General features: G+C 72.3%; 16 protein-coding genes. 7 read left to right on the top strand and 9 right to left on the bottom strand.

What is annotated here, in order from left to right:
- Positions 1-8: 8 nt before the first annotated feature.
- The gene (locus KK087_RS08680; protein WP_214564846.1) at positions 9-446 is read right to left on the bottom strand and encodes a YdeI/OmpD-associated family protein; all 438 of its coding nucleotides are present in this window, start codon (positions 444-446) and stop codon (positions 9-11) included.
- Positions 447-626: 180 nt separating this feature from the next.
- Here KK087_RS08680 and KK087_RS08675 point away from each other — a divergent pair, with 180 nt between their 5' ends.
- The 4 genes from KK087_RS08675 to KK087_RS08660 are packed head-to-tail and all read left to right on the top strand — an operon-like array spanning position 627 to position 4,745.
- On the top strand, positions 627-1,772 hold the full coding sequence (locus tag KK087_RS08675) for an ABC transporter substrate-binding protein (RefSeq protein ID WP_214564845.1): 1,146 nt from the start codon (positions 627-629) through the stop codon (positions 1,770-1,772).
- Between the two features lie 5 nt (positions 1,773-1,777).
- Positions 1,778-2,761 carry an ABC transporter permease gene (locus KK087_RS08670; protein ID WP_250900938.1) on the top strand — a complete coding sequence of 328 codons (984 nt, stop codon included), beginning with the start codon at positions 1,778-1,780 and terminating at the stop codon, positions 2,759-2,761.
- Complete coding sequence (locus tag KK087_RS08665) at positions 2,758-3,678, top strand: ABC transporter permease (RefSeq protein ID WP_214543308.1); 921 nt, start codon at positions 2,758-2,760, stop codon at positions 3,676-3,678. The genes KK087_RS08670 and KK087_RS08665 overlap by 4 nt, the downstream gene beginning before the upstream one ends.
- A complete protein-coding gene (locus KK087_RS08660) occupies positions 3,675-4,745 on the top strand; it encodes an ABC transporter ATP-binding protein (RefSeq protein ID WP_214564843.1) in 1,071 nt (356 codons plus the stop codon). The genes KK087_RS08665 and KK087_RS08660 overlap by 4 nt, the downstream gene beginning before the upstream one ends.
- A gap of 133 nt (positions 4,746-4,878) precedes the next feature.
- Here the strand turns inward: KK087_RS08660 and KK087_RS08655 are convergent, their stop codons facing one another.
- The gene (locus KK087_RS08655) at positions 4,879-5,358 is read right to left on the bottom strand and encodes an NUDIX hydrolase (protein ID WP_214543307.1); all 480 of its coding nucleotides are present in this window, start codon (positions 5,356-5,358) and stop codon (positions 4,879-4,881) included.
- 59 nt (positions 5,359-5,417) lie between these two features.
- Here KK087_RS08655 and nagB point away from each other — a divergent pair, with 59 nt between their 5' ends.
- A complete protein-coding gene (nagB, locus tag KK087_RS08650) occupies positions 5,418-6,203 on the top strand; it encodes a glucosamine-6-phosphate deaminase (protein WP_214564842.1) in 786 nt (261 codons plus the stop codon).
- Between the two features lie 133 nt (positions 6,204-6,336).
- Here nagB and KK087_RS08645 read toward each other — a convergent pair whose 3' ends face one another.
- Together KK087_RS08645 and KK087_RS08640 are read right to left on the bottom strand one after the other, a co-directional pair.
- Positions 6,337-7,512, bottom strand: coding sequence for a MalY/PatB family protein (locus tag KK087_RS08645; RefSeq protein ID WP_214543305.1), 1,176 nt, complete (start codon positions 7,510-7,512; stop codon positions 6,337-6,339).
- Between the two features lie 44 nt (positions 7,513-7,556).
- Positions 7,557-8,129 carry a TetR/AcrR family transcriptional regulator gene (locus KK087_RS08640; protein WP_214564841.1) on the bottom strand — a complete coding sequence of 191 codons (573 nt, stop codon included), beginning with the start codon at positions 8,127-8,129 and terminating at the stop codon, positions 7,557-7,559.
- 77 nt (positions 8,130-8,206) lie between these two features.
- Here KK087_RS08640 and KK087_RS08635 point away from each other — a divergent pair, with 77 nt between their 5' ends.
- Entirely contained in the window at positions 8,207-9,103 is an 897-nt protein-coding gene (locus KK087_RS08635) for an SDR family NAD(P)-dependent oxidoreductase (protein WP_214564840.1), read from the top strand.
- Between the two features lie 98 nt (positions 9,104-9,201).
- On the top strand, positions 9,202-11,649 hold the full coding sequence (locus tag KK087_RS08630) for a GH92 family glycosyl hydrolase (RefSeq protein WP_307860008.1): 2,448 nt from the start codon (positions 9,202-9,204) through the stop codon (positions 11,647-11,649).
- A gap of 16 nt (positions 11,650-11,665) precedes the next feature.
- On the opposite strand, the gene nagA is transcribed toward KK087_RS08630, so the two are convergent.
- The 5 genes from nagA to KK087_RS08605 are packed head-to-tail and all read right to left on the bottom strand — an operon-like array spanning position 11,666 to position 14,853.
- Entirely contained in the window at positions 11,666-12,832 is a 1,167-nt protein-coding gene (gene nagA, locus KK087_RS08625) for an N-acetylglucosamine-6-phosphate deacetylase (protein ID WP_214564839.1), read from the bottom strand.
- Positions 12,829-13,233, bottom strand: coding sequence for a YrdB family protein (locus KK087_RS08620; protein ID WP_214528787.1), 405 nt, complete (start codon positions 13,231-13,233; stop codon positions 12,829-12,831). The genes nagA and KK087_RS08620 overlap by 4 nt, the downstream gene beginning before the upstream one ends.
- An 8-nt stretch (positions 13,234-13,241) precedes the next feature.
- Positions 13,242-14,102 (bottom strand): formyltetrahydrofolate deformylase, encoded by an 861-nt coding sequence (gene purU / locus KK087_RS08615; RefSeq protein WP_214528786.1) that lies wholly within the window; start codon positions 14,100-14,102, stop codon positions 13,242-13,244.
- A 30-nt stretch (positions 14,103-14,132) separates the two neighbouring features.
- Positions 14,133-14,345, bottom strand: a complete 213-nt coding sequence (locus tag KK087_RS08610; protein WP_214564838.1) for a hypothetical protein — start codon at positions 14,343-14,345, stop codon at positions 14,133-14,135.
- 52 nt (positions 14,346-14,397) lie between these two features.
- Positions 14,398-14,853 (bottom strand): MarR family winged helix-turn-helix transcriptional regulator, encoded by a 456-nt coding sequence (locus tag KK087_RS08605; RefSeq protein WP_214528785.1) that lies wholly within the window; start codon positions 14,851-14,853, stop codon positions 14,398-14,400.
- Positions 14,854-14,877 lie beyond the last annotated feature (24 nt).

Below are 14,877 nucleotides of genomic sequence, written 5' to 3'. Positions count from 1 at the left end.
GCCCGCCACTACCCCCGCAGGGACTCCACGACCTTCTCGATCCGCCGAGTCCGGGTCTCCGGGGCCTTCGCCTGCGTGACCGGATCGGCGAGTGCCCGCTGCCGTGAGTTCGACAGCGTGTCGAACGCCGCACGCACGCCGGCCTCCTGCAGCGCGGCGGCCAGGTCCTCCGGCAGGTCGACGGTCCGGGGCAGGGTGTCGACCTCGAGTGCGACCTCGACGGTGTCCCCGGCGGCGATCCCGGCGGCCTCACGGTGCGAGGCCGACAGCGGCACCAGGAACTGCTCGTCCATGACCCCGACGGTGGACCGGTAGGTGTAGCCCCGGTTGATCGTGACGACCACCGCGGGGCGCTTGCCGGATCCGAGCGCCTCGATGACGGACTCCGGGACGGGGAGTCCGGTCGCCGTCTTCCGTGCTTGCAGGACCGTCGTCGTGAACCGCATCCGTGCCTCCAGGCCTGGTGTGGGCGCGACCATGCGCCCAGAACGAGCAAATCGTACAGGCGCACCCGCTGTTCGGTCCCCGTTCACCGCCGCAGCACGGAGCGGATACCGGCCGCGTCCACGATCGTGCACGACCCGGACCCCCGGGCCACCCCACGTCCCCACCCGAAAGGCCCACCCGTGCAGCACAAGCGCACCCTGGCCGGCATCGCCCTGGCCGCCGCCGCGATCGTCACCCTCGCCGGATGCTCGGCGACGAGCTCCGCGACCGCCGGCTCCGACGGTGACACCGACTGGAAGACCGCCACCAGCGCCGAATCCGCCGGCGGCATGGACGCCCTCGTCAAGGCCGCCAAGGCCGAGGGCCAGCTGAACGTCATCGCGCTGCCGCCGTCGTGGGCCAACTACGGCAAGATCATCGACGGCTTCACGAAGAAGTACGGCATCAAGATCAACTCCGCGAACCCGAACGGCTCGAGCGCCGACGAGGTCGCCGCCGTGAAGTCGCAGAAGGGCCAGTCCACCGCGCCCGACGTGCTCGACCTCGGCAACGCCGTGCTGCAGGAGAACCTCGACCTGCTCACCGACTACAAGGTCGCGAACTGGGACGACATCCCCACGGACCTCAAGGAGAAGGACGGTGCGTGGACGCGTGACTACACCGGCCTGATGTCGATCGGGTACGACTCGTCGAAGGTCTCCGAGGCCCCGAAGGACCTGAAGGACCTGCTCGGCAGCGAGTACAAGGGCAAGGTCTCGATCGCGGGTGACCCGACGCAGGCCAACCAGGCCGCGTCGGCCGTGTACCTGGCGGCGCTCGAGAACGGCGGCTCGGCCGACGACATCATGAAGGGCGTCGACTACTTCGGCGACCTGAAGAAGGCCGGCAACTTCCAGAACGTGCTGCCGACGCAGGCCACGGTCGCCTCGGGTGAGACCCCCGTGGTCATCCAGTGGTCGTACAACAACCTGGCGTGGGGACCGGCAGCGGGCGCGAGTGGCAACAAGGACTGGAAGACCGTCGTCCCGAAGGGGCAGGCGCTCGGCTCGTACTACTCGCAGGCCATCACCAAGGACGCCCCGCACCCCGCGGCCGCCCGCCTGTGGCAGGAGTACATCGCCAGCCCGGAGGCGCAGAACCTCTACCTGCAGGCCGGCGCCTTCCCCGCCACCCTGTCGGCGATGGAGAAGTCGGGCAAGGTCGACCAGGACGCCCTCGACGCCGCCGGTGGCGCGCCGAAGGACTACGTCGAGCTGACCGACGCGCAGGTCGCCGACGCCGCGAAGGTGCTCAAGGCCGAGTGGTCCTCGACGATGGGGTCCTGAGCAGCATGACCACAGCATCGGCAGACGCGCCCGCACCGGCGGCGAGCGGCACCGCCGCACCGCCGACGAGCGCAGCGAGCACCGTGCGCCCGGCGTCCGCGCCCGCCGATGCCGTCCGTCGCGGCGCCGGACCCCGCGTCCGGCGCCGCGTCGGCCTCGCCTGGCTGGGGCTGACGCCCTTCGCCGCCTACGTCCTGCTGTTCCTCGCGGTGCCCGCAGTGATCGCGATCGGCAGCGGCTTCTTCGACGGCTCCGGTGCGTTCACGCTCGCCAACCTCGCGGCCTTCGCCGACCCGTCGGTGCTGCGGGCGTTCGGCGGGTCGTTCGGCCTGTCCGCCGCTTCCGCGGTCATCGGCGCCGTCCTCGGCGCGCTCGTCTGCTGGGCGCTCTCGGCGCTGCGGCCCGACGGCCTGGTCCGGTCGATGATCGACTCGGCCGCGAGCGTCCTCGCACAGTTCGGCGGTGTGATGCTCGCCTTCGCGTTCATCGCCACGATCGGCGTGCAGGGACTCGTCACGACGTGGCTGGTCGCGGTCTTCCACGTCGACCTCAACGCGGACGGCGCCTTCCTGTACACCGTGCCCGGGCTCGTGATCCCCTACGTCTACTTCCAGGTGCCGCTCATGGTCCTCACGTTCATGCCCGCACTCGAGGGCGTCAAGGCCCAGTGGGGCGAGGCCGCCGCGACCCTCGGCGCCTCGCGCCTGACGTACTGGCGCCGGATCGCGTTGCCGGTCCTGGCGCCGGCGTTCTGGGGGTCGCTCCTGCTGCTCTTCGCGAACGGCTTCTCGTCGTTCGCCACCGCGGCGGCCCTCATCTCGCAGGGTGGCATCGTGCCGCTCACGATCCGCACGCAGCTCACCAGCGAGACGCTCGTCGGGTTGCAGAACGTCGCCGGGGTGCTCGCGTTCGGCATGGTCGTCGTGATGGCGGTCGTGATGGGCGCCTACTCGCTCCTGCAGCGCCGGGCCGCCAGGTGGCAGCGATGAGCGCGGCGGCTCCGGTGGGACCGTCGCGTCCGGCGTCGGCTGCCTCCGCCCGCACAGGAGGCCCGTCCCGCGTCCGCCGCTTCGGCACGGCCCCGTCCCGTGGTGCGGCAGCGATCGTGCTCACCGTGATCGGGCTGCTGTTCGCCGTCCCGCTGGTCGCCCTGCTGCAGTTCACGTTCCGGCAGGGCACAGACGGCGGGCTGACGTTCGCGCACTGGGCGGCGATCGGCGACCCCGCCAACGCCGTCACCTACCAGCCGGTGTTCGACGGGCTCGGGGCGTCACTGCTCATCGCCGCGATCACCGTCGGGATCGTGCTGTTCGTGCTCCTGCCCGCCCAGATCATCACCGCACTGCGCTACCCGAGGCTCCGACGCGTCCTGGAGTTCGTCTGCATCGTGCCGATCACCGTGCCGGTCGTGGTGCTCGTCGTCGGGTTCATCCCCGTCTACCAGGTCGTGTCGCAGGTCTTCGGCTCCGGCGCCTGGACGCTGGCCTTCGCGATCGGCATCGTCACGTTGCCCTTCGCGTTCCGACCGATCTCCGCCGCCATCACCGCGACGGACATGACCGTCCTGTCCGAGGCGGCCCGTTCCCTCGGAGCGTCGTGGTGGACCGTCACCTGGCGGGTGCTCCTGCCGAACCTGCGCCGGGGCATCACGGCCGCGTGCTTCCTCACGATCACCGTGGTGCTCGGCGAGTACACGCTCGCCGCGTTCCTCTCCCGCACCACGTTCCAGACCGCGCTCGTCCTGGTGCAGGGGACCGACCCGTACGTCGCCGCGATCTTCTCGGTCGCCGCCCTCGCGTTCGGCTTCGTGCTGCTCGTCCTCATCGGCCGCATCGGTTCCCGTCGCACGGGCCGGGTCCGCGGCACCCGAACCACCCGTCGTCCCCGTACCCAGGAGTCCGCATGACCGTCACCGCTCCGGCAGCCCCGGCGTCCCTCGCCACCACCGGTGCCGTCGTCGAACTCCACGGCGTCGAGAAGCACTACGGCACGCACCGGGCGCTCGCCGGCCTGTCGCTCCGCGTCGAGCCGGGGGAGTTCGTCTCCCTGCTCGGCCCGTCCGGCTGCGGCAAGACCACGGCGCTCCGGGCGCTGGCCGGCCTCGAGGCCATCGACGCCGGTTCGATCCGCATCGACGGCCAGGACGTCGCGGACACCCCGGTCAACAAGCGTGACATCGGCATGGTGTTCCAGCAGTACTCGCTGTTCCCGCACATGACGGTCCGGCAGAACGTCGCCTTCGGACTCGAGATGCGCCGGGTCCCCGCCGCCGAGCGCAAGAGCCGCGTGGTCGAGTCCCTCGACATGGTCCACCTCGGGGAGTTCGCCGAGCGGTACCCGCACCAGCTCTCCGGCGGACAGCAGCAGCGCGTCGCCCTCGCCCGGGCCCTGGTCACCCGCCCCCGGGTGCTCCTGCTCGACGAGCCGCTGTCCGCCCTGGACGCGAAGGTCCGGGTCTCGCTGCGCGACGAGATCCGCCGCATCCAGACCGACCTCGGCATCACGACGGTGTTCGTCACCCACGACCAGGAGGAAGCACTCGCCGTCTCCGACCGGATCGCCGTGATGCAGGCGGGCGACATCGAGCAGGTCGGCACGCCCGAGGAGCTCTACCGCACCCCGTCGTCGGCATTCACCGCGGACTTCGTCGGCCAGTCGAACCGCCTGCAGGGCGACCTTCGCGGCGGCGACGTGTTCGTGTACGGGTTCCGGGTGCCGGCGCTCGACTCCTCGGTCGCCGACGGGCCGGTGCTCGCCTACGTCCGGCCGGAGGACACCGCCTTCGCCCCCGAGGGCATCACCGGCGCCGTCGTCACCTCGAGCTTCCTCGGGTCCATCCGACGCACCACCGTCCGCCTGGACGACGACACCGTCGTGACCGTCCAGCACGAGGTCGGCGACCGCCGTGCGGCCGGCGACCCGGTCGCCGTGCGCCTGCTCGGCGCGCCGGTGGCGGTCGCGCCGCTCGCGTAACCGCGACGACGTTTCGCGCTGCGCGACAGTCCACGCGCGACCAGACGCGTGGACTGTCGCTGCGCCCGAAACGTCGGGGGACGCGGACGGGAGACCCGTGGCGGCCTGGCACCGCGCCTCCAGGCCGGTGGGGTCAGCGCTGGAAGCGCGCCTCGCGCTCGTCCGCCAGGCCGGCCTCGACGCGTGCACGCATGTTCTCGGACATGTCGGGCAGGGCGTCGAGCCGGGCCCAGAACGCCTCGGTGTTCTCGCCGTCGGCGGGGTTCGGCGCACCGGAGACGTAGCGGCAGGCGAAGACCAGGTCGAGGTACTGCGACCGGTCCCCGTTCGGGTAGGTCATCTCGGGCAGCGCCTGCACCCACGCCAGACGTTCGGCGACGGCGACGACGTCCGCTTCTTCGAGGACCTCGCGTTCGGCGGCGACGGCGGGTTCCTCGCCCGGGTCGACGATCCCCGTGACGGGTGTGTACGCGCCGGTGTCGGCCCGTCGCACCACGAGCAGTTCGCGCTCGGCGCCGGAGCCGCGCGTGACGACGGCCGTCACGCCGGTCAACCACAGCGGATCCGTGCCGATCTTCTCGCGCAGGGACAGGACGAAGTCGGGGGTCGGCATGCCCCCACGCTACCCATCGACCCCTGTCGCATACTGGTCATGACCAGTAGGCTGGCGCCGTGGAGATCATCATCCTGCCCACGCCGGACGAGGTCGGTCGCGTCGCCGCGGCCAAGATCGCGTCCGTCGTCGCCAAGAAGCCGTCCGCCGTCATCGGTCTCGCCACCGGATCCAGCCCGCAGGGCATCTACGCCGACCTGCGGCGCCGGGTGCAGGCGGGCGAGATCTCGTTCGCCGAAGCCCGGGGGTTCGCTCTCGACGAGTACGTCGGCATCCCGCTCGAGCACCCGGAGTCGTACGCGGCCGTGATCGCCCGCGACGTCGTCGAACCGCTCGGCTTCGACGCCTCGCGCGTGCGGGTGCCGGACGGCCGTGCCGCCGACCTGGAGTTCGCGGCCAAGGAGTACGACGCCGCGATCCGTGCCGCGGGCGGGATCGACGTGCAGATCCTCGGCATCGGGGCCAACGGCCACATCGGGTTCAACGAGCCGACCTCGTCGTTCGCCTCGCGCACCCGCATCAAGACCCTCGCACCGTCGACCCGTGACGCCAACGCGCGCTTCTTCGACTCGCCCGAGCAGGTCCCGACGCACTGCATGACGCAGGGGCTCGGCACCATCCTCGAGGCCCGTGAGCTCGTCCTCGTCGCCCAGGGCCCGTCGAAGGCGGCGGCCGTCGCCGCCGCGATCGAGGGGCCGCTCAGCTCGTTCGTGCCCGGGTCCGCGCTGCAGCTGCACGAGCACGCGACCGTCGTCGTCGACGAGGAAGCCGCCGCCGGGCTGCAGCTCGCCGGCTACTACCGCTACACGTACGCGAACAAGCCAGCCTGGCAGCGGTTCGAGTAGGCGGGCGCGGACGTCGTGCTGCGGTGAGACGCCGTCGTCTTGCTGTGACGCCGCCACGTCGCCGCAACGCCGCCGGATTCGGGGGCGTCTCGACGGGTCGGGGGCGTCGACCGCACACGCCGGCGTCTTGCGCTCAGCTGCGCGCCGCTGCGGCGAGGCGGTTGAGCCCCTCGTCGAGGGTGTCCGCCGAGCACCCGAAGTTCAGCCGCGCGAAGCCTCGTCCCTGCCGCCCGAACGCGGGGCCGGAGCCGAGCGCCACCTTCGCCCGGTCGACGAGCTCCGCCGCGGGGTCGTCGCCCCACGGCAGTGCCCGCAGGTCGAGCCACGCCAGGTAGGACGCCTGCGGCTGCCGGTACTCGGCACCGGGCAACACGTCGCCGATCCGTTCGGCCAGAGTGCGACGGTTCGCGGCCAGTTCGGTGAGCAGTGACGCCAGCCAGGGCCCGCCCTCACTGAAGGCCGCGACGCTCGCCGTGTAGCCCAGGATGCCGGTGCGCTCGACGACCTCGGTGGGCATCCCGTCGAACCAGGCGCGGGCCCGCTCCGAGGCGCCGATCATCAGGGCGCACTTCGTGCCGGCCAGGTTCCACGCCTTGCTCGCACTCGTCAGCGCGACGCCGAGTGAGGCGGCCTCGGGGCAGGACTCCAGGAACGGCGTGAACACCGCGTCGGCGTGCACGAGCGGCGCGTGGATCTCGTCGGACACCACGACGGCGTCCCACTCGGCGGCCAGCTTGGCGAGTGCGACGAGGGAAGCACGGTCGTGCACCAGGCCGAGGGGGTTGTGCGGGTTGCAGAGCAGCACCGTGCGGGCTCCGTCGGCGAACGCCCGGGCGACGCCGTCCAGGTCCATCCGCCAGCCGGCCGTGGTGTCGAACGGGTCGGCCGGACCTGCGGGTGCGAGCAGCGGGACCTCGGTGACGGTGCCACCGGCCTCGGACACGTACTCCCAGAACGGCGGGTACACGGGCGGCATGATGACGACCTGGTCGCCCGGTTCGATGACCCGGCGCAGCACCTCGACCGCGGCGACCGACACGTCCGTGGTGGTGCGGACCAGGTCGGGGTCGACCCGCCACGCCCACCGGCTCTCGGCGAAGTCGGCGAACGCCTCGGGCAGGGCCCGGCCGTGCCCGACGTACCCGGTGTCGCCGTTCGTCACCGCGGTGACCAGGGCGTCACGGATCGGTTCGGCGAGCATGCTGTCCATCTCGGCGACGAACATGGGGAGCACGTCCGGCGGGAAGGCCGTGTACTTCTCGCTCGTGCGGGACCGGTACGCATCGAAGACGGACACCATGACGCTCATGCGCCCATCCTGACAGCGACCCCCGCACGGCGCGAGGGTGGTGTTCAGACGGGTCGGAGGCCGGTGAGCAGCACCTCGACGTAGCGCTCGGGGTCGTGCACCCGGGAGCCACCGGCCACGGCGGCCGTCCGCATCCCGCACAGCAGCCGTCGCAGGTCGTCCGCGTCGACGTCGGCACGCACGAGCCCCTCGGCCCGTGCCCGCATGAGCAGCGTGTCGACGGACTCGACCAGGTCGCCCGCGAGCGCCGCGGTGTCGGCACACGAGAACCCGCCGTTCGTCAGCAGGTCGCCGAGGGCCGCGTCGTCGACCATGCTCCGGAACGCAGCCGTCACGACCCCCCGGAGCGCGTCCACCGCGTCGGGCAGCGCGACGGCGACACGGACGAGGTCGAGCATGTCCTCGAGCGCGTCGATCGCGAGCGCCTCGAGCAGGTGCTGCTGCGACGGGAAGTGCCGGTAGGCGGTCCCGACACCCATGCCGGCCTCGTGCGCGACGGCGTTGAGGAGCGGCTGCTCGCCCCGCTCGAGGAACGACCGGGCGACGTCGAGCAGCGCGGTCCGGTTGCGTTGCGCATCGGAGCGCAGCGCTTCGGGTCGGGCCATCGCGACGGTCATACGGACAGCCTATCCGCTTGTGCTACCGTTCCGGATGGATCATCCGATTCGAGACGACGAGTGAGCAGGAGACGGCGATGGACCCCTTCACGTGGGAGCCCGAGCAGATGGCGGACCAGCACGGACGGACGGTCGTGGTGACCGGGGCGACGGGCGGGCTCGGCCTGGTGGTCGCGAGCCGGCTCGCCGCCGCCGGAGCCCGCGTCGTCGCCGGGGTGCGCGACCTCGAGAAGGCGGCTCGCGTCCTGGCCGTCGGCGCCGGTCTGGAGGCGCGGCTCGTCGACACCGCGTCCGTCGCCTCCGTCACGGCCTTCGCCCGGCAGCTCGCCGCCGACGGCATCGTCGTGGATGCCCTGGTCAACAACGCGGGGGTCTCGGTGTCCCGGTTCGAGCGCAGCGCGGACGGTGTCGAACGCACCTGGGCCACGAACGTCGTCGGCCCGGTCGTGCTCGCCGACGCGATGCTCCCCGTCCTCGGCGGGCCGTCGCCCCGGGTCGTACTCGTCGGGTCGAACCTGTCGCAGCGGTCGTCCCGGGTGCCGGACCTCGACGCCGTCGACGAACCGGAGCGCTTCCGGCAGCTCCCGGCCTACATCGCCTCGAAGACCGCGGCGGCCGCGCTCGCCGTCGAGCTCGGTGAGCGGCTCCGGGCATCGGGCTCGCCGGTGCGGTCGGTCATCGCGCACCCTGGCATCGCCGCGACCGGGATGAACGGCCAGGCCGAGACGGCGCTCGCACGGGTCGCCGGGCGGATCGCCCGTCTGGCCGCCCGGACCGCCGACGACAGCGCCCGGGCGATCCTCTGGGCGGCGACCGCTGACGATGTCGAGCCGGGGACCTTCGTCGGCCCCGCCCTGCGACGCTCCGACCGTCGCCTGCACCCGGTCCCGGTCCGCGGAGCCGCCGTCGACCCGGCGTTCCGGGCGCGTGTCCGTGCCTTCGTGGACCAGGTCGCCGTGCGCGCCACCGCCTGACCCGCACCAGCGGCCGTCGCCGAACCCGACGTGAACAGCGGGAGAGCGCTCGGTGACGAAAGCGGCGTCCCCCGTCCGAGGGGTCTAGCGTCGCGAACGTGAACCGATCTCGCGTGCACCGCCGCCCGCTCGTCCGTCCGCTGCCGCTCGCCGCGGTGGCCACGATCGCCGCGCTGCTGGGGACGGGGATCGTCGCCGCGCCGGCCGTGGCCTCGCCCGCGTCGCAGGCCGGCCGGACCGTCAGCGACCCCGCGCGGTACGTCGACCCGTTCATCGGCACGAGCAACAACGGCAACACCTGGCCGGGCGCCACCGCACCGTTCGGGATGATGCAGTGGAGCCCCACCGGGACCGCGGGTGACCAGACGTCGACCCCGGTCGCGAACGGGTACTCGTACGACGTGAACCGGCTGCGCGGCTTCAGCCTGACGCACCTGAACGGGGCCGGGTGTGCTCCGGGTGCCGCCGGGGACGTGCCGATCATGCCGGTCACCACCCCGGTCACGACCTCGCCGTCGGCCGACTCGAAGGACGCCGTCTACGCCGCCGGGTACTCGCACGACCAGGAGTCCGCGAGCCCCGGCCGCTACGGCGTCACGCTCGACAACGGCGTCCGCACCGACCTCGCCGTCACCACACGCGCCGGCGTCGGCGCGTTCACGTTCCCGGCCGGCAAGGACGCGAACCTGCTGTTCCGCACGTCGAACTCGATCAACGGCAGCGAGGCCGCGATCACCCGCGTCGACCCCCGCACCCGCACGGTCAGCGGCAGCGTCCTGACGGGCGGCTTCTGCAGCCGCCGCGCGAACGGTGGCGGCGCCACCAACCCGGACCGCCGCAGCTACTACCGCCTCTACTTCACCGCGACCTTCGACACGGCGTTCGCGAGCACCGGCACCTGGAAGGACGGCACGGTCCAGCCTGGAGGCACGTCCTCCTCCGGTGGGGAGGGCTACCTGACCGGCGCCGACCGCGCCGGACGCGGCTCCGGCGCGTGGGTCGGCTTCGACGCGCGTCGCGGAGCGACGGTGCAGGCGAAGATCGGCATCTCGTACGTGAGCGCGGCCGGAGCGGTCGCCAACCGTGACGGCGAGGTGACCGAGCGCTCGACCGTCGCCAGCGTGGCAGCCGGCACACGGGCCTCCTGGAACCGCGAACTGTCGCGCCTGCGCGTCGGTGGCGGCACCGCGGACCGGACCACGCAGCTGTACACGTCCGTCTACCACGCACTCATGCAGCCGAACACGCTGAACGACCGCGACGGGCGCTACCTCGGGCCGGACCTGCGGGTGCACCGGATGGACCGCGGACACCGCGCCGTCTACGGCACGTACTCCGGGTGGGACCAGTACCGTGCGCAGATCCAGCTGCTCGCCCTGCTGCGGCCCGACGTCGCCGGGGACATGGCGCAGTCGATGCTGCGCTTCGCCGAGCAGAACGGCGGCGTGTGGGACCGGTGGCTGCACCTCGGAGCGCCGACGCACGTGATGACCGGCGATCCCTCGGCCGCGACGCTCGCCACCTGGTACGCCATGGGGGTCCGGAACTTCGACGTCCGTGCCGCCTACGCCTCGCTCAAACGCCAGGCGACGGTCGAGAACGCGGACGCCGAGAGCGACATCGGGTGCCCGGGGCAGTGCCTGGCGCAGCGGCCCGCACTCGACGAGTACCTGGAGCGGCAGTACGCGGCGAACGACGACTGCTCCTGCTGGGGCGGGGCCGCCGAGACGCTCGAGAACTCCATCTCGGACAGCGCCCTCGGGTACTGGGCCGGCTCGATGGGGCTCCGCTCCGACGCCCGCATGTTCGCGGAGCGTGGCACGTACTGGAAGAACACCTTCAACGCCGCGGTCGGACACCAAGCTGCTCGTCAGGCCGACGGATCGTGGACGCCGGGCTGGTCGCCGTCGACGGGGACCGGGTTCGCGCAGGGCACCAGTGCGCAGTACACGTGGCTCGTGCCGCAGGACGTGCGGGGGCTGTCGACCGCGCTCGGCGGTGACGACGCCGCGGTCGCACGGCTCGACGCCTTCTTCCACGACGCCTCGGGCAACTGGGCGGTCACGGGCGGCGACGCCACGAAGTTCGACCCGACGAACGAGCCCGACATCCACACGCCGTGGATGTACAACGCCCTCGGGAAGCCGTGGAAGACGCAGGAGACCGTGCGTCAGGTGGTGGACGACGCCTACTCGACCGGCCCCGGCGGGCTGCCCGGCAACGACGACCTCGGCACGATGAGTGCCTGGTACGTCTTCGCCTCGATCGGACTCTTCCCGCAGACACCCGGGCGGGCAGACATGCTCATCGGCAGCCCGACGTTCAGCACGGTCGACATCCGGCGGTCGAGCGGGGAGCGGATCGTCATCCGGTCATCGGGGACGGAGCCGTACGTGCACGGCGCCCGGTTGAACGGGCGGACGCTCGAGCAGTCGTGGGTGCCGGCGTCGTTCGTGACACGGGGCGGCACGCTGTCGCTGCGGGTCGGGGACTCTGCGGACACCGGCTGGGCGAGCGGCGAGCGGGGGCGACCGATCGACCGCTGAACACACGCTGTGCGCGTCAGCGCAGCTCGCGCCCGCCGCCCCACACGCGTTCGACCTCGAGCGAGGGTGACAGCGCCACGAGGTCCGCGGCGAACCCCGGCGCGAGCCGACCCAGGCGGTCGCCGAGCCCGAGCGCTCCGGCCGGCACGCTCGTCAGCGCCGCCACCGCCTCGGGCAGGGACCGCCCGGCGAGCGAGACCGCGTTCCGCAGCGCCACGTCCTGTGTCAGCGTCGACCCCGCGATGGTGTCGGTGCCGGCGACGTGCGCGACCCCGTCGGTCACCGTGACGTCGAGCGACCCGAGCCGGTACGACCCGTCGGCAGCGCCGGCGGCACCCATCGCGTCGGTGATCAGCGCCACACGACCCGGCGTCGCCCGGAAGAGCGTGTCCGCCACGACGGGGTGCACGTGCACGCCGTCCAGGATGAGCTCGAGCGTCACCCGGTCGTCCGCCACGGCGGCGCCGATCGGCCCCGGTGCGCGGTGGTGCAGCCCCGGCATCGCGTTGCACGCGTGGGTCAGGATCGTCGCCCCGGCGTCGAACGCGGCCCGGGCCTGGTCGTACGTGCCGACGGTGTGGCCGACGGCCACGGTGACCCCGGCGTCGACGAACCGGCGGACGGCGTCGAGGGCTCCCGGCAGCTCGGGCGCGATCGTGACCTGGCGGATGGCGCCTTCGCCCGCTTCGAGCAGGGCGTCGACCGCGGCGGGAGCCGGATCGATCAGGAACGACTCGTTGTGGGCACCCTTGTTGTGCGGGGACAGGAACGGTCCCTCCAGGTGCACCCCCAGCACGAGCGGGTCGGTCGCCATCACGGCCCGGACGTGTGCCAAGGACGCCGCGAGGGCGGGGACCGGGTTCGCGACGAGCGACAGGACGGAGCGGGTCGTGCCGTGCGAACGGTGCATCGCGAGCGAACGGTCGAACGAGTCGTCCTCGTAGGCCTCGGTTGCTCCACCGTGCCCGTGCAGGTCCACGAAGCCGGGTGTCAGGACCGCGTCGCCCAGGTCGACGACCCGGTCGGCCACAGGGGCCTCGGGGCCGGAGCCGGTCGCGTGGATCGTGTCGCCGGCGACCAGGACCCAGCCGTCGGCCGTGGTGCCGGACGCGTCGACGACGCGGGCGGCGCGGACCAGCGTGCGCTGGGCCTCCCGGCCGGTCTGGAGGCCCGTGGCGGTCATGCGGTCTCCTTGCGGAACGCGATCACGCCGCTCAGGGCGGCGATCACGATGAAGACGAGACCCACGACCGGGAAGCCGATGGAGATCCAGCTCCCACCCGCGGCGACGACCAGGGCGACCTCGACGATGGTCTTGCCGACGATGTCCGTCTCGATGGGGGAGCGCGGCGACCGGAAGAAGTACCAGACGACCGCGGCGAACAGCGGGGCGCCGATCATGAACAGGACGGCGGGGAACGGCACCTGCCACGACCAGTAGCCCCAGAAGGCCAGGGACAGCAGCCCGAACACCATCACGGCGGCCCGCAGCACCTTCCAGGCCGCGAATCGCCGCGGCTGCCGGACGGCCGCCGGGTCGGGGACCGATTCCCAGTCGACGGGGGACTGCGGGGCGTTGGTCATGGTGCTGCCTACTTGAAGATGATGGTGCGGGCGCCGTCGAGCAGGACGCGGTCCTCCGCGATCCAGCGCACCGCCTGGGTGAGCGTGCGGGACTCCTCGTCCTGCCCGATGGACACCAGCTCGGCCGGTTCCTTGGTGTGGTCGACGCGGACGACGTTCTGCTCGATGATCGGGCCCTCGTCGAGGTCGCTCGTCACGAAGTGCGCGGTGGCACCGATGAGCTTCACCCCGCGGGCGTGCGCCTGCCGGTACGGGTTCGCGCCCTTGAAGCCGGGCAGGAACGAGTGGTGGATGTTGACTGCGCGTCCCTCGAGCGCCGCGCAGAGCTCGGGCGACAGGATCTGCATGTAGCGGGCGAGGACGACGAGCTCGACGTCGTGCTCCTCCACCGCCTGCAGCACCCGCCGCTCCATCTGCTCCTTCGACTCGGCGTCGGTGACCGGACGGTGCTCGAAGGGCACGGAGTAGAACGCGGCGAGCTCGGACAGGTCCGCGTGGTTCGACAGCACGAGGGGGACCTCGATCGGGAGCTGTCCGCCGCGCTGCCGGTAGAGCAGGTCGTTGAGGCAGTGGCCGGCCTTCGACACGAGCACGAGGGTGCGCATCGGGCGACCGACGACGTCGAGCTGGACGCGGGCGTCGTAGCGGGCGACGACGGGGGCGAGCGCGGCTTCGAACGCGGCGCGGTCCACGGGCGCCATCACCTGCAGGCGCATGAAGAAGGTGTTCGTGTCGGCGCTGGAGAACTGCTGCGACTCGGTGATGTTGCCCTGGGCGGCGACGATCGCTCCGGAGACGGCGTGCACGATCCCGGGCTGGTCGTCGCAGACGAGCGTCAGGGTCCAGTGCGTGGGGGTCGGGTCGGTCACCGGATCAGGGTACCGGGCACGGGGTGCGGGTCAGCGGCGGTGGGCCAGGAGCCGACGGATGAAGTACGCCTCCATCCCGAGCGCCAGCACGGTCACGGCGATGCCGAAGCCGACGTACTCCGCCCCGCGGTGGGCGTTCACGATCGCCGTGATCGGTGCGGCGATGCAGATGATGCCGCAGATCACCACGTTCCAGATCGCCCCTGCTCTCGTGTCGCTGTTGAACCCGCCGCCGTGCGCCATGCCCTCGACGGTACCGGAGCGTGGGTTGCGAGGTGTTTCGTAGGGGTCCGGTTCAGGGCACGGCGGCGTCGTCGTCGCCGGCGTCCGGGCCGAGCAGCGGGAGCAGGGTCGCCGTGATCGGTTCGGCACCGTCCCCGAACCACGCGTTGCTCGCCCGGACGATCGGGTGGGCGCGCGCGAGCAGCGCCTCGCCCTGGGCGGTCAGCCGCAGCCTGGAGGCCCGTCCGCGCCCCGGCGCAGCGCCCCGCTCCACGAGTCCCCGCGTCGCGAGCCCGCCGACGAGCGTCGTCATGCTCTGCGGCCGGACGCCCACCGCCCGGGCCAGGTCGGCCTGACTGAGTTCGCCCGCCGCCGCGAGCTGGATGAGCGCCCCGAACTCGACGGGCGTCAACCCGAGCGGCGCCAGCTCGACCGCGAGACGTCGGGAGAGCGTCCGCGCCGCCCGGATCACGGTCCACGCCACGATGCCGTCGACGTCGTCACGCGGGGCTGGGAGTTCCTGGGGCACGGGGCGATCGTACCGGCGTACGGT

Source organism: Curtobacterium aurantiacum (assembly GCF_018598555.1).
GTDB classification, from domain to species: domain Bacteria; phylum Actinomycetota; class Actinomycetes; order Actinomycetales; family Microbacteriaceae; genus Curtobacterium; species Curtobacterium aurantiacum.
The sequence above is the reverse complement of the archived record's forward strand: the minus strand, read 5'-3'. Positions and strand labels throughout refer to the sequence as shown.

What these genes read in the sequence shown, in the direction of transcription:
- KK087_RS08640 (WP_214564841.1), bottom strand. Translation starts at nt 8,129, where the DNA reads ATGACCGTCGCGATGGCCCGACCCGAAGCGCTGCGCTCCGATGCGCAA.
- KK087_RS08665 (WP_214543308.1), top strand. Translation starts at nt 2,758, where the DNA reads ATGAGCGCGGCGGCTCCGGTGGGACCGTCGCGTCCGGCGTCGGCTGCC.
- KK087_RS08610 (WP_214564838.1), bottom strand. Translation starts at nt 14,345, where the DNA reads ATGGCGCACGGCGGCGGGTTCAACAGCGACACGAGAGCAGGGGCGATC.
- KK087_RS08660 (WP_214564843.1), top strand. Translation starts at nt 3,675, where the DNA reads ATGACCGTCACCGCTCCGGCAGCCCCGGCGTCCCTCGCCACCACCGGT.
- nagA (WP_214564839.1), bottom strand. Translation starts at nt 12,832, where the DNA reads ATGACCGCCACGGGCCTCCAGACCGGCCGGGAGGCCCAGCGCACGCTG.
- KK087_RS08670 (WP_250900938.1), top strand. Translation starts at nt 1,778, where the DNA reads ATGACCACAGCATCGGCAGACGCGCCCGCACCGGCGGCGAGCGGCACC.
- KK087_RS08645 (WP_214543305.1), bottom strand. Translation starts at nt 7,512, where the DNA reads ATGAGCGTCATGGTGTCCGTCTTCGATGCGTACCGGTCCCGCACGAGC.
- KK087_RS08635 (WP_214564840.1), top strand. Translation starts at nt 8,207, where the DNA reads ATGGACCCCTTCACGTGGGAGCCCGAGCAGATGGCGGACCAGCACGGA.
- KK087_RS08620 (WP_214528787.1), bottom strand. Translation starts at nt 13,233, where the DNA reads ATGACCAACGCCCCGCAGTCCCCCGTCGACTGGGAATCGGTCCCCGAC.
- KK087_RS08680 (WP_214564846.1), bottom strand. Translation starts at nt 446, where the DNA reads ATGCGGTTCACGACGACGGTCCTGCAAGCACGGAAGACGGCGACCGGA.
- KK087_RS08655 (WP_214543307.1), bottom strand. Translation starts at nt 5,358, where the DNA reads ATGCCGACCCCCGACTTCGTCCTGTCCCTGCGCGAGAAGATCGGCACG.